The following is a 12,954-nucleotide window of genomic DNA, read 5'->3' on the forward strand; positions in this document are numbered from 1 at the left end:
ATACGAATCGACTCTACTGCGATTTTTTGTAGCCTAAAATGGGACTTATAGTGTAAACTGGAAACCATGGATGACCATCCAACTCCTTCAACGATTAATTTTTCCCTTACTCTTCCGCTCTATAACGAGGGGAGTATTCTGCAAAAAAATTTAACTTCTATCCACACAATTTTATCTGGGAAAGGGTCATTTTCCTTCGAAGTTATCGTTATTGATGATGCTAGTAAAGACGACACAGCTCGCAGCGCAAAACAGTTTTGTGACCATCTACCAAATTGGCATTTCCTGCAAAATGAAAAAAATCTTGGCCGGGGTGGTACGGTAATGCGGGGTTTTCGTGAATCACGGGGAACGATCGTTGGCTTTATTGACGTCGACTGCGAAGCTTCGCCAATGTACCTGTTGGATTTCATTCCGGATTTACTCGCACATAAAGTTGATGGGATTACCGGCATGCGCATATACCCATTTTCATTTTCAACATTCCTTCGCGCTGGGACAAGCTACCTCTATCGCCAACTTGTGCAACTATTTTTACGCGTAGCGTACAAGGACAGGCAATCTGGGTATAAAACATTTCGTCGGGAAGCAATTTTACCACTCCTAGCGTACACAAAAAATCAGCATTGGTTTTGGGACACGGAGATTATGGTCATTGCACACCTGGCTGGTTTACGTATTGAGGAAAGGCCCATTTTGTTCTACCGTGACACTGCAAAAAAATCTACGGTGAAACTCTTTCGAGACAGTATGCTGATGGTGAGGGAACTCTTTCGCTTTCGAGCACGTATGCCGCAACTTGCGGCTGACTTAGCCGAACGCACGAACCGCTAAGCATGGAGTCGCAGCTGTACCACACTTTTGCGCAAAATGAGATGACTCATTGGTGGTTTGTGGGTCGGCGGGAAATTTTTTCCGCGGTCTTCAAGAAATTACTGCAAAAAAAAGAATTACAAATCTTAGACGTAGGGTGCGGAACAGGGGGCAACCTACCACTCCTCGCTGGCTATGGAAACGTCGTTGGGATTGATAATAGCCCCACGGCCGTGGCGTACGCAAAAACCCAAGGATACACATCCGTAATTTGTGCCGATGCATCCAAGCTCCCATTTGCAGACAACTCCTTTGACTGTGTCGTGGCAATTGACATTATCGAGCACATGCAAGACGATTCCGCATTCGTCAAAGAGCTCCACCGGGTACTCACACCCGAGGGATTTGCGGTACTTTCAACGGCCGCTTTTTCTTTTTTGTGGAGCTCACACGACACTCGAAACCAACATTGGCGACGGTACACCAAAAAGCAGCTTACTGCGTGCTTTCCAAAGAATCTCTGGCTTTCGAAGATCGTGCGATACTACAACTTCATTTTTTTTCCAGTGATTGCAGTCATTCGCCTGTGCCAAAAGTTGATACCGGAAAGGACCCCAAAAGAGGGGGCGGCGTGGGAACTTGCAACCCCACCCACCCTATTCAATGCTGTACTTCACAGTGTCCTTGCCGCCGAAAGATTCTTTTTGCGATTTCCAATACCCTGGGGGGTTTCTCTACTAGCGGTATACCAAAAAAGGAAGTGAGGCAGATGCATATCGCCATGTTTGGGGGGACAGGATACGTTGGGAGTGCTTTGCGCGCACATTTGGCTAGCCAACGTATTCGAGTGAGTGTTTTTTCACCCCACTCCCCTAGCCCACTCTACCCTCTGGAAACCCACGTGGTTGCCGACCCATGGTCTGCCAGAATTGAACCCGGGGTATTTACGCATATCCTTGACTTCTACGGCGTATCTGGAGATGCGGCCTGTGCTCGGAATCCGCAGGAGGCAGCGTATAGAAACGTAGACTCGGTTCGTGCGCTCATGCATGCAGCGGCGGGTACAGGCATTGATAGATTCGTCTATGTCTCTACTGCTTCAGTGTTTGATGATGGTGTCCAGAAAACGGGGAATGAATTTTTTGAAAACGATGTGCCTCGTCCTGCAACAGTGTACGGCGATACAAAGCGAATTGCGGAAAATCTACTCCTATCACAAGAAAAGGTACCCTGCACAATTATTCGCCATCCAACAATCTATGGCCTATCGCCGTGCATGCGATGGGACACATTGATGCAATTTTGCGTTCAGCAAGCAAAAAAAGAGGGGGTGGTGCGCATGTTTGGGGATGGGAGTGCGTTTCGCCCCCTCGCCGCGTTGTCACACGTTGTTGCTGGATACGCACATGTGCTACATTCTCCCCCACCTTCACAGTCTTGCTTCCACATTGTTTCTGAGAATGAGCCAATTCGTAACTACCTAGAGAGAATCCAGCAGGTTGCCAAGGAATGTGGGCAGCGTATTAGCGTGGAAACGGTAGAGCAGTCCTACGTCCCAAGCTATCGGGTGCACAGTTCTTTCCCCTATACCAACCGACCAGAGTATTCTTTCGAGCTCCTTCAAGCTATTTGGAAAGCGGCGGTCGGTCGCAATCACCTGTAGCTGGCGCTTGATTGCCAAAGGCGTGGCCGAAGTGTACGAACGAATGGTGGAGAAAAAATAACTTTACCGGCGCTAGGTCTCCGTACGATCGGTTCGGATTTTTTGTATTCGCTCCGCCCGCTGCAGCACTTCCGCAGCGTAGCTAATACTCTCAGGACCAAGCCGATCACCTTTTTCAACGTAGATTGCTTTCAGGGCTCCATCTTCTCCCATGACCCTACGGAAGCTACTCTTCCCAGGTTTTTCCGGGGCTGACGCATCAACCGCGGAAACAAGTTCTGACTTTGCGCCACCAACCACCACAGCTTGCAACTTCCCTGACCGCATGAGCATGTCGGTGTCATTCCCGCTGTCACCCGCCACCAAACCTTTTTCCACATTCGTAAGCTTCGCTACGTAGTCAACGGCTCCGGCTTTGGTTATGGGCAGAACGTCCAGGCAGTACTTTTTTCGTGGTTCACCCTCGTGCTCACGGTTGTAGCCAATTTCCTCGCAGGCCACCAGCTCCTGACCGGGAAAGGCTGTGGCCGCCTCTTGCATCACTCCCTCCACTCCTGCCGGTGCGTCAGCGAAAAAGTAAAAGCTGAGCTTGAATTCCTGCACCGCCTGGTTCACCGCTTCGGGCTCCGGGTTAGCGAGGTACCGCCTTTCTGCCTCGGGTTTCTGGTATACGACCTCAGCAGCTTGGGCAGGTTGACTGACGAGAAAGGCACTGGCGGCAGCGGCAATTTCTGGCCGGTTGAAGTGCTTTTCTTCCAGCAGCATCTTCCGATACGCTTCATCTCTTCGGTACGTACCGTCGGGCTGCAGGACGTGGATTTCCGTTCCCACAGAACCAATGAGCACTGGGAATTTTGGCAACTCCCCAGCTGCCTGCCGCTTCTGAATACCAGCTAGGTCATTCCCGGTCACGGCAACCAGTGGATACTCCAGCTCCTCCGCCTTCGCAAAAAGCACTTCCGATTCCTGCTGCCGGTCTTTGCGGTGGAAGGTGTTATCAATGTCCGTAAACCCAACAGTAAAGCCCTCACCCCGTTCAGCTTGCTTGGCTTTCATTGCTAGATACGGTGAATCTCGGTAAACCGCCAAAGCCTGCTCGAGTTCTGCATCTGGGTTGTACTGCTCTCTACCTTCAAATGACATCACGATATGGTGTAAGTAAGGTATACTACCAGTACTCTACCACTTACCTTTGCCCGTATGAAGAAGCTCCGGATTGCGCAGCTGGTTCCGTTTGAAGAAACTGTCCCTCCCACCAAGTACGGCGGCACAGAGCTCGTCGCAGCAAACCTCTGCGATGGGTTGGTGAAACAAGGACATGACGTCACCCTCTTCTCCGTGGGCGGTTCCAAGACCAAGGCCAAGTTGGTGAAGATTTTTCCCGGCTCACTTCGCGCCATGACTGGCACCGACGTGAAGCAACGAGAATCTTTGAAGTACATGGGCGTGGGCAAGGTGCTCACCGCGGTGGCGGCTGGAAAATTCGACATTGTCCACAACCACATTGGCTGGCGCGTGCTGCCCTTCACCGGCATGATCCCCCACCCTGTGGTCACCACGCTCCACGGACCCTTGGACATTGGCTACCAGCAAATGGTGTACAAGCCCTACAGCCACACCCCGTTCGTTTCCATATCCAACAACCAGCGCAAACCCCTGAAGCTCAACTACGCGGCCACCGTGTACAACGGTATTCATGTGGAAAAGTTTGCCTACCTGGAGAAGAAGGATGACTACCTGGCGTTTTTGGGCCGCATGAGCCCAGAGAAAGGTCCGGTGCAGGCCATCCAGGTGGCAAGGAAAACTAAACGTCGTTTGATAATGGCCGCGAAAGTGGATGCGGTGGATGTGAAGTTCTTCACCGAGAAGGTGAAACCGCTCATTGACGGCAAGCAAATCAAATTCTTGGGTGAAGTGGATCACGTTGGAAAATCCAAACTCCTGTCCCGCGCTGCAGGCTTGCTGGCGCTCATCCAGTGGGAAGAGCCCTTTGGCCTCTTCATGGCAGAGGCTAATGCCTGCGGCACGCCGGTCATTGCCATGGCACGGGGAGCCGCGCCTGAGGTGATTGCCCACAAGCAGACTGGCTTCCTGGTGCACTCCAATGACGAAGCGGCGCGCATGGTGAGCAAGCTGGGAACAATTAGACCCGCGGCCTGCCGAAAACGAGCGGAGCAGTACTTTTCCGTGGAAGCAATGGTCGCTGGGTACCTGGCGGTGTACCAAAAGCTCATCCGGCAGTGGCGGTAAATCCACATATGACTCGGACCGCCCTCCTGAAGCACGTTCGCGGCCTCCTGCAGAAACGCGGGTTAACCCCAGATGCCGATGTGAAAGAAATGCTCAACCACCAGCGACGGTTTTTTCGTACGCGCTGCGTGGATGCAAAGGGCCGGGCCTACACCTTCAAGGTGTACCTCATGCGCGTGCCAACCACGCGGCACGACTTCCAGCACGAAATTGCTTTCTACCACTTCACGGCCAAAGCGCGGCTGAACCAATTTCCTCGCTGGGTGGAAGGAAATCGAACCGGAGCACACCCCTGGATTCTCTACCACTACATACCCGGCGAGCTCTTCACGGCGTACCTCCGCAAACATCGGAACCACGTTCCACCAAAGCTCATCGCCAACCTCAGCCACATGCTGGCACACTACGGCCAGCTGCCCATTCCTCTGGCTACACGCCGGCTCCTCCACCTCCAAGCACACCGCGCCAGTGACTTTACTGCCCGCTTTCGAACCTACGCTCGGGGGAAAAACGGCCAGACACTTCGGACGTACCTCAGTGATGCTGAGCTTGAAGTTGCTGCACGCATTGTGGCGTTCCACCAGCTCGAACGGCATACCCGGCACCAATTAGGCATTAGCCACGGCGACTTAAGTACAAATAACCTCCTCGTGGATCAGGGACGCTTTGCGGTACTAGACTGGGAGCATATTCAAATTGCCTCCCCGGCGTACGACGTGGCGGAACTCTGGGTCAAAGAATTCAGCCGCGCACCCTGGCGGAACCGGCTGGTAAAAAAAGTTGCTGACCTGCAGCCAGACCACGCTGCCTTTAGCGCGCTCTTCGCCATTGAGGTACTACTTTTCTGCCTCCGGGATATTCTCCTCCACCACCGCATCCTCTCGGAGCTGCACCACACCAAGAATAAAGTGATTGTCCGTAAACTCTTACGCTACTACGTTCGCACATTCCGCGCCGGGCTGCATGGCTTTTCCTCGCTTATGAAAAATGCATGAACAAATCTCGCAGACTCCGCATTGCCCAAGTTGCTCCCCTGGCTGAACGCGTTCCACCCCGCAAGTACGGCGGTACCGAATTGGTCATTGCAAATTTGGTGCAAGGCTTGGTCAAGCGCGGACACAGCGTGACACTCTTCGCGCGGTCCGATTCCGACACGCCTGCAAAGCTGGTTCCCGCCTACCACCCTGACCCGCGCGCGACCAACCGCAGCCGTATTCGGGGCTACAGCGTACCAGCCTTTTGGCAAATGCTGCAGTACGGCCATGTCTTTGAGCACGCCAACGATTTTGACATCATCCACATGCACGTGGGATCGAGTAGCTTCCCTTACACCCGGCTGGTACAAACGCCGTGCGTGCTCACGCTGCATGGCCGTTTGAACACGAGTGAAGCGAAAATTGTGCACCAAGCCTACCCAGAAATTCCCCTGGTCTCCATTTCTAACAACCAGCGTGAACCGCTCCCCAAACTGAACTTCATTCGCACCGTGTACAATGGCATTGACGTTGCCAAATTCCGCTACAACGACCGCCCCAAAAAGTACCTAGCATTCCTGGGTCGGATGAGCCCAGAGAAGGGCCCAGTAGAAGCAATGCAGGCGGCAAAGAAAGCGGGCTTACCTTTGGTCATGGCCGCAAAAGTGGACACCGTGGATGAAGCGTACTTCATGAAGAAAGTCCGACCGTTCATTGATGGGAAGCGGGTGATCTTCCTTGGTGAAGTAAACCATGCAAAAAAGGTGGATCTCCTCCGTAATGCCTTGGGTTTGCTGGCGCTCATCCAGTGGGAAGAACCTTTTGGCTTGTTCATGACCGAAGCCATGGCCTGCGGCACACCAGTGATTGCCACCCGCCGGGGCGCCGTGCCAGAAATTGTGGTGGATGGGAAAACGGGGTTCATTGTTGCCTCCGTTGCCGGGGCAGCTAAGGCAATTGCCAAGCTGCAGACCATTGATCGTGCGGCCTGCCGGGCACGAGTGGAAAAAGGCTTCTCCCTTGATACAATGGTAGATGGGTACCTCGCGGCCTATGCCAAACTCCTGAAAAAATGAAGAAACCAAAGATAGCTATCCTCGCCTCCAACCTCTTCCCCATTCCGCCGCAGCGTACGGCCGCGGCTGAGCTTATTGTCTCCCAAATTACCGAAGGGCTTGTGAAACGTGGCTTTCCGGTGACGCTCTACGCTGCCGGTGATACCAAAACCAAAGCGCGCTTGGTTGCCGCCACCCCCCGCGCCTCCATCCGTGAGCCCAAGATTGGCATGGAAAACCACAAGGCCTACGAGCTCATCCAAACCAGCAATGCCTACCGAGATGCCACGCGCTGGGGCGCCAACGTCCTGCTCTCCCACGTGCCCATGATGAGCGCGCACTTCTCCCCGTTCGCCCCTTTTCCATCCACTGCGCTCCTGCACAGTCCGCCAACTTTCACGGACCAAGCGGTCATGCGAACCTACAGCAAGACGCAGAGCTACATTGCCATTTCCAAAGCGCAGCGCAACTTGGCGCCTGGCGCACGTTTCATTCAGACCATTCAGCACGGCGTGGATCTACACAAACTCCCCTTCCACCCCAAGCCCGGCACGTACCTGGCCTTCCTGGGTCGCATCCGCAACTACAAAGGCGTACATGAGGCTATTACCGTGGCGCATCGGCTCAACCTACCTTTACGCATTGCCGGCCCCATTGGCGACCCCGTGTACTTTGCCCAACAAGTGAAGCCCTACCTCAACAGCCGCATCCGGTACATTGGTGAAATTACCCACCGAGAGAAAGGCGCCTTCTTGGGCAATGCCCTGGCCACACTCTTCCCCATTTCGTGGGATGAACCCTTTGGCTTGGTGCTCATTGAATCATTGGCCGTGGGCACACCCGTGGTGGCATTCAAGCGTGGCTCGGTCCCAGAAATTCTCAAGGATGGGAAAACTGGTTTCATTGTCAAAAATACTGCAGCCATGGCGCAAGCAGTCCGGCACATCGACGCAATTGACCGAGCGGTCTGCCGCAAAGACATGGAAAAACGTTTCAGCCTTGACCGCATGGTGGATGACTATGCTGCTTTACTTACACGTCTAGCCGCCGGTAAGTAGAACAAGGAACTCGGAACCGAGAACAGAGAACCAGAATGGGAAAAAGCAGGAGTGAACCTCCCCTCTGGTTCCAAGTTCATTGTTCTCAGTTCAAAGTTCCCTTCCAAAGTAGCCATCCAACCATACCTTTCAACGATACTCGCTGCCACAACCAAACCCTCACCCCTTTGCAACTATGCCTGTCCGCTCACCTGAACTTCGGCTTGACCCCATCCACGATCGGGCAGTGGTCATTGCGCCAAAGCGGAACATCCGTCCGCACGATATTCCAGACCCCTACGTCCGAACGGTTCGGCCGCAGCAGTGCCCATTTTGCCCAGAAAGCATTAAGGGGAAACACCCCACAGCGCACCTTGGCCGGGGAAAAAATCTGATTCGCGCCATTGCCAATGACTACCCAGCCGTGAGTTTGAAGACTCCCAAAGCCTACGGCTACCAGGAAGTCATCATTGACACCCCGGATCATGACGCGGACTTGGGCGAGCTGAGCGTGACGCAGCTTGATCACTTACTGAGTTTCTACCAGCTACGAACAAAAGCAATTGCCCGGATTCCCAACATTGAGTACATTCTCATTTTCAAAAATCACGGAGGCAAATCCGGCGCCAGCTTGGTGCACGCCCACTCGCAGGTGTTTGCCACGGGCTTTGTGCCGCCGCACATTGTGCTCAAACTCCAGAACGTTCGGCAATACAAGCTGGAGCACGGCCACTGCTACTACTGCAAGCTTCTGGCTGATGAGAAGAAGGGTCCCCGCCGCATTCTCAGCAACAAGTACGTTACGGCGTTCGCGCCCTACGCCTCAGCCTACCCGTACGAAGTCTGGCTCTTCCCCAACCGGCACCTGGATAACTGTACTCGCCTGAGCTTGGTGGAGCGTCGGGCGTTTGCCGCTGCACTCCAATCGATCCTCAAGAAGCTCAACCTCATCCGCGCGTCGTACAACTACTACCTCCACCAGACCCTTACTGACCAGGACGAACACTTCTACCTGCGCATCGCCCCGCGCGAGCAAACCTGGGGCGGGGTAGAAGTCGGCTCCCGTCTGGTCATCAACGGCGTGGCCCCTGAGGACGCGGCGAAGTTTTTCCGGAAAGGAATCCGCTAGCTGTTCCAGACGATACGATACTCACCAAACGTGTGTACGTTTTTGTACTTGATATCGGGAGTTGGCGGGGCATCATCACGGAAAATCACGTAGTACCCTTGGGTCAAAAGGTCATTGAGAAATGCTGCGGTTTGTGATTGGAAAAGCCACGTCTCAAATGGCTGACGATAGCCAACGGGTGTGTACCCGCCAAAGTAGTACAGGTAAAAATCAATGTCGGGGACGGCAAAGTACACCTTGGTACTCATTTGCGTTACCGCTTGAATCGTTTGGAGGGTGTCAGCGTACGTCTTTGGGTCAGCAAAACTACTTGGCTGATGTATTTGCCCAGTGCGAAGACGCTGTACTTGCATGCCAAGAGTACTCACCACCCTGTTTGAGTAAGAAACAAAGAACAGGCAAACGATAGTAGCCAGACCGGCGAGCGCAAACTTTCGGAATGAGTGACCCGCCCGCCCTGCTTTCAGCTGGTACATCAAATCTATGAAATAGAAGAGCCCAAAAAGAAAAATGGTCGAAATGCTAATGATGCTATTTTCGTGACTCCGACCAAAGAAGTACATTGAGTTACCAATGGAGAACACAAGGAGAAAAACACCTAGGGTATACGCACGTGAACTGAAGCGGTGACGATATTTGAGCAGGAAGATCCAGGCAAGGCTGAGGCAAATGATGACGAACCAATAGAATGACTGGCGTGAAATTGGCATAAAACCAATCCCATAGCGTGAAAAATTTGTTTCAGGCCCATCTTTCGGAACCCGGAGAGCAAAGAAGCTTATAGCGGTTCCCATTCCAATAATGGTTACGTTAACCCAGATTGAACGGATAAATGTACGTGCTGCAAAAAGTATTTTTTTGGGCGATCGAATGATCCCCTGATCAACGACCTGAAGTGCAAAGAGAATGAAAGCCAGCTCAAAAAATGAAATGGCATAAATGAGGCCAAAATGTCTGTGGAGAAATACCAGGACGACTACGGTGAGGCCAAAAAGCCAATGACGTAGGCCCTTAAAGTACAAAATGATCAACAGTACAAACCACAAGTCCAAGCGCAAGGGGGTTGTCTGTAGCCACTGCACTGGATCAACCATTGAAGCGTACACGCGAATAATAATGTAAGAAAAAAAGAATCCATAGGCTAAACTCTTTTCTCGGAATACTTTTTTCCCAAAGATGAGCAGGCCAACTGCAAAGAAAAAGTAGGAGGCCTGCACTACCCAAGCAAAGGCATTGATATCCCAGTGGAATTGTAGCCAAATTGCAGGAAGGAATGACGAGAGAATATCGTACTGAAAGTAAATTTGTGACCAAGGAATGCTGTGCAAAATCTTCAAGGCTGGATGAAAAAAATAGGCGTAATCGTAAAATGAAATTGGGGCGGTGGCAACAAAAAAGAGTGGCGCACTCGCAAGCACAACCAACCAGAAAAACCAACGCGCGCTAGCATATCGCCAAGCGGCAGCAGCAGCTCCAGCCACAAGGCTTAGGTGGAAGAGCAGCTGCCACGAGTATCGAAAATCGACATTGACGTTTGGCACGAGTGGATTGATTCGAAAAAGTGCAACGAATGCAGCACAAAGAAGTAGCCATGCAGACCATGGGCGGCGCTGCCAACCCAGCCCACTGAAAAAACGCGTGTACAGGACGCCACACAAGAAAACAATCAACCATACAAGGGCGTAAAGGACGAATGGCTCATAGCCATCATGCTGCGTCGAGCGAGTCCAGAGTTTCATCCAGAGCGTGACATCCGCTACCTGGGAGAGATCATGGAACTGCCAGATGAACGGAGCAAAAGAAAAAAACACTTGGTGAGCACCGAAAACAATGAGCGTAGAGAGGACAAAATATTGTACAAATCGATTCTGCGGAACACGGGTGTATACATCCGTCAAAACTTCCTTCCAGGTTTTCATAAAATTTACTTATTGAGTACATCATGATACTACCTACTGATAGTTTACACTAAGTTCATACTTGCTAAATTGGAGCCGCCCACCAACAAGGGCAGATGTATACCATTGAATCGTTACCAGAAAAGCAAATGTTAGCCAAAAAGCATCCTACTCAATCAGGGCTACAAAATTTAGTGGGTATTTGCCTACAGCTTTACGGCTTATAGCCTTTGGCGTCCTTGCTATACTACCCCCATGCCCCAGTTAGACCCAAACCTCTGGATCGAAGGCGGATACTACGTGGATTTTGACTTGCTGGACCAGTTCCGCATTCTGGGTCCCAACAACCACGTCTACTGTGGGTTCATTGATATTCCCCGCCACCGCCTGCGCATTGATTCGGTGGAAGCCACACCCCAGGGCACGTGCATCATCAAAGGTCATTTCCAGAAATCGACGATCAATCTCTACTATCCAGTGATGGGCGACATGCGCACCATGCGCGGACTGGTCGTTGACCCCAAAACCGGCGAGCTAATCACTTTCCTGGAACTCCGGCGCCGGGAAACCAGCCAGAGCGTGCCCATGTGGATTCATAAGAGTGTAGGCGCGGAAGGGAAGGCTTTGGTCTTCCGCCGCTCCTATGGCGAGCACTGGTACGGCACCACCTTCACGTTTCCTAAGGGCGTGTCAGTGAAGCAAATCCAACGACCGTTTGGTGGGTTTCAGCTCACCACCAAGGCGCGGGAACTGCCGTTCACCATCACGGCGGAAACCAATGACATTGCCACCAAGACAACGACCTGCAGCGTCCTCCCAACGGAAGCGCTGGAGTGGTCCGTCTTTGGGAAGGACGCAAAAAACATCAAACGATTTTGGCAACGCTCAAAAATTGAAGCTGACCACCTGATCACCTGGGGCAAAACCTCGGGCGACCGATTTGGGACGGTCTTCCCGCGCGACTGGATGGAGAGCGTCCTGCTGGGTGCTGGTGACATTCCGGCTGCGGTGGTGGACGAAATGATTGTGCGCTGCTTGGCGAATGTGGATAGCCGCGGACGCGCCTGGCACGAAGACGTGGTGGGTGAGTACCGCTACCGCCACGAACTTGCAGGCCGGGATTTGTTTGACCGGAAAATGATTGACATTGAACCATTGACGCTCTTGGCACTACGATACGCCTCGCCCTACTTCTGGACACGGAAAGAGGCGGTGAAGAAGCTGCGGCGGATGGCCGGGTACGTCATTAGCCGCGCACAAGCGAAGCACTTCGTAGCGTTCAAAAAACGACCGGGGGCAAAGGCAATCAAAGATGAGCCGTACTACCTGGTGGGCAACTGGCGAGACAGCACCTGGGCCTTCAAAAAAGTGCACCCCCACATTGCACCGTTTGACGTAAACGCAACGCTCTACCCCCTTGCCCTAAAGGAAATTCAGCTGCTGCAGCAGAAACTTGGGCTTCGGGTTCCCAAACTGGACCAGCTGGTGAAGCGCTGGAGCGGGAAGCACCAGGCATTTGCATTCACCAATCCAGATAAACTTTCAGCCTTCGCCCTGGCGGTCTACGGTTTTTCGGCCAACCGCACCACAGCTCGGCAAAAAATTCACTTTAGCCAGCTGAAGGTGAACCACCTGGACGAGTGCACGCGGTACGCCTTGGGCGAGGGCGCAGAAATAGACTTGGTGAGCTTTGCAAAACGCTTAGCAGATCCCACGTACTTCTCTACCCCATCTGGCCCCACACTCGTTGCGGCAAATAACGGTATGGGCTACACCTCACAGGAGTACCACGGCCTGGTGGTGTGGACGAAGCAAACCGCATTTACCGTGATGGGGCTCACCCGGCACCTCCAGCTGGGGAAGAAGCTCGGGTGGAAGCCCGCCAGTCTCACATTGCTCCGGCGAACGGCGTTGACGATTTGCCAGAGCATGCTCCACGTCTTCCAAACCCTGGATGCCGTACCCGAACTCCACTACGATAACCATGGCACCCCACACTTCTTCACTGACCAGCAGGCTGTGGGCGAGCACATGAGCAAAGTGCAGCTCTGGTCGGCCTTGGGCGCCCGCCGGATATTCCGCGAATACTACAAACTCCTGCGGAAGAAAACCGCGTAGCCCAGCTCTAGACATTC

General features: G+C 52.9%; 11 protein-coding genes. 9 read left to right on the forward strand and 2 right to left on the reverse strand.

Annotated elements, in window-relative coordinates; all coding sequences use genetic code 11:
* Positions 1-66 precede the first annotated feature (66 nt).
* The 3 genes from WCV85_04875 to WCV85_04885 are packed head-to-tail and all read left to right on the forward strand — an operon-like array spanning position 67 to position 2,476.
* Positions 67-834 (forward strand): glycosyltransferase, encoded by a 768-nt coding sequence (locus WCV85_04875; protein MFA6474187.1) that lies wholly within the window; start codon positions 67-69, stop codon positions 832-834.
* A gap of 41 nt (positions 835-875) precedes the next feature.
* Positions 876-1,577: a class I SAM-dependent methyltransferase gene (locus WCV85_04880; protein MFA6474188.1), complete on the forward strand. Its 702-nt coding sequence runs from the start codon at positions 876-878 to the stop codon at positions 1,575-1,577.
* Positions 1,578-1,582: 5 nt separating this feature from the next.
* A complete protein-coding gene (locus WCV85_04885; protein ID MFA6474189.1) occupies positions 1,583-2,476 on the forward strand; it encodes an SDR family oxidoreductase in 894 nt (297 codons plus the stop codon).
* Between the two features lie 72 nt (positions 2,477-2,548).
* Here the strand turns inward: WCV85_04885 and WCV85_04890 are convergent, their stop codons facing one another.
* Entirely contained in the window at positions 2,549-3,619 is a 1,071-nt protein-coding gene (locus WCV85_04890) for an HAD family hydrolase (protein ID MFA6474190.1), read from the reverse strand.
* Between the two features lie 57 nt (positions 3,620-3,676).
* Here WCV85_04890 and WCV85_04895 point away from each other — a divergent pair, with 57 nt between their 5' ends.
* The 5 genes from WCV85_04895 (at position 3,677) to WCV85_04915 (ending at position 8,921) form a co-directional block, all read left to right on the forward strand.
* A complete protein-coding gene (locus WCV85_04895) occupies positions 3,677-4,726 on the forward strand; it encodes a glycosyltransferase family 4 protein (GenBank protein ID MFA6474191.1) in 1,050 nt (349 codons plus the stop codon).
* Positions 4,727-4,734: 8 nt separating this feature from the next.
* Complete coding sequence (locus tag WCV85_04900; protein MFA6474192.1) at positions 4,735-5,721, forward strand: aminoglycoside phosphotransferase family protein; 987 nt, start codon at positions 4,735-4,737, stop codon at positions 5,719-5,721.
* Positions 5,718-6,776 (forward strand): glycosyltransferase family 4 protein, encoded by a 1,059-nt coding sequence (locus WCV85_04905; protein ID MFA6474193.1) that lies wholly within the window; start codon positions 5,718-5,720, stop codon positions 6,774-6,776. Before WCV85_04900 ends, WCV85_04905 begins: the two co-directional genes overlap by 4 nt.
* A complete protein-coding gene (locus WCV85_04910) occupies positions 6,773-7,813 on the forward strand; it encodes a glycosyltransferase family 4 protein (GenBank protein ID MFA6474194.1) in 1,041 nt (346 codons plus the stop codon). Before WCV85_04905 ends, WCV85_04910 begins: the two co-directional genes overlap by 4 nt.
* A gap of 175 nt (positions 7,814-7,988) precedes the next feature.
* Positions 7,989-8,921 (forward strand): DUF4931 domain-containing protein, encoded by a 933-nt coding sequence (locus WCV85_04915; protein MFA6474195.1) that lies wholly within the window; start codon positions 7,989-7,991, stop codon positions 8,919-8,921.
* Here the strand turns inward: WCV85_04915 and WCV85_04920 are convergent.
* On the reverse strand, positions 8,918-10,840 hold the full coding sequence (locus WCV85_04920; GenBank protein ID MFA6474196.1) for a hypothetical protein: 1,923 nt from the start codon (positions 10,838-10,840) through the stop codon (positions 8,918-8,920). The genes WCV85_04915 and WCV85_04920 overlap by 4 nt on opposite strands.
* A gap of 234 nt (positions 10,841-11,074) precedes the next feature.
* Between WCV85_04920 and WCV85_04925 the strand changes: the two genes are divergently transcribed.
* The gene (locus tag WCV85_04925; protein ID MFA6474197.1) at positions 11,075-12,937 is read left to right on the forward strand and encodes a hypothetical protein; all 1,863 of its coding nucleotides are present in this window, start codon (positions 11,075-11,077) and stop codon (positions 12,935-12,937) included.
* The last annotated feature ends 17 nt before the right edge of the window (positions 12,938-12,954 follow it).

The organism is Patescibacteria group bacterium, from assembly GCA_041665345.1.
Lineage (GTDB): Bacteria > Patescibacteriota > Patescibacteriia > PEXW01 > PEXW01 > JBAYJA01.

Excerpts from the sequence above, each read along its gene's own strand:
- WCV85_04925 (MFA6474197.1), top strand. The coding sequence starts at position 11,075 with ATGCCCCAGTTAGACCCAAACCTCTGGATCGAAGGCGGATACTACGTG.
- WCV85_04895 (MFA6474191.1), top strand. The coding sequence starts at position 3,677 with ATGAAGAAGCTCCGGATTGCGCAGCTGGTTCCGTTTGAAGAAACTGTC.
- WCV85_04920 (MFA6474196.1), bottom strand. The coding sequence starts at position 10,840 with ATGAAAACCTGGAAGGAAGTTTTGACGGATGTATACACCCGTGTTCCG.
- WCV85_04905 (MFA6474193.1), top strand. The coding sequence starts at position 5,718 with ATGAACAAATCTCGCAGACTCCGCATTGCCCAAGTTGCTCCCCTGGCT.
- WCV85_04900 (MFA6474192.1), top strand. The coding sequence starts at position 4,735 with ATGACTCGGACCGCCCTCCTGAAGCACGTTCGCGGCCTCCTGCAGAAA.
- WCV85_04880 (MFA6474188.1), top strand. The coding sequence starts at position 876 with ATGACTCATTGGTGGTTTGTGGGTCGGCGGGAAATTTTTTCCGCGGTC.
- WCV85_04915 (MFA6474195.1), top strand. The coding sequence starts at position 7,989 with ATGCCTGTCCGCTCACCTGAACTTCGGCTTGACCCCATCCACGATCGG.
- WCV85_04875 (MFA6474187.1), top strand. The coding sequence starts at position 67 with ATGGATGACCATCCAACTCCTTCAACGATTAATTTTTCCCTTACTCTT.
- WCV85_04885 (MFA6474189.1), top strand. The coding sequence starts at position 1,583 with ATGCATATCGCCATGTTTGGGGGGACAGGATACGTTGGGAGTGCTTTG.
- WCV85_04890 (MFA6474190.1), bottom strand. The coding sequence starts at position 3,619 with ATGTCATTTGAAGGTAGAGAGCAGTACAACCCAGATGCAGAACTCGAG.
- WCV85_04910 (MFA6474194.1), top strand. The coding sequence starts at position 6,773 with ATGAAGAAACCAAAGATAGCTATCCTCGCCTCCAACCTCTTCCCCATT.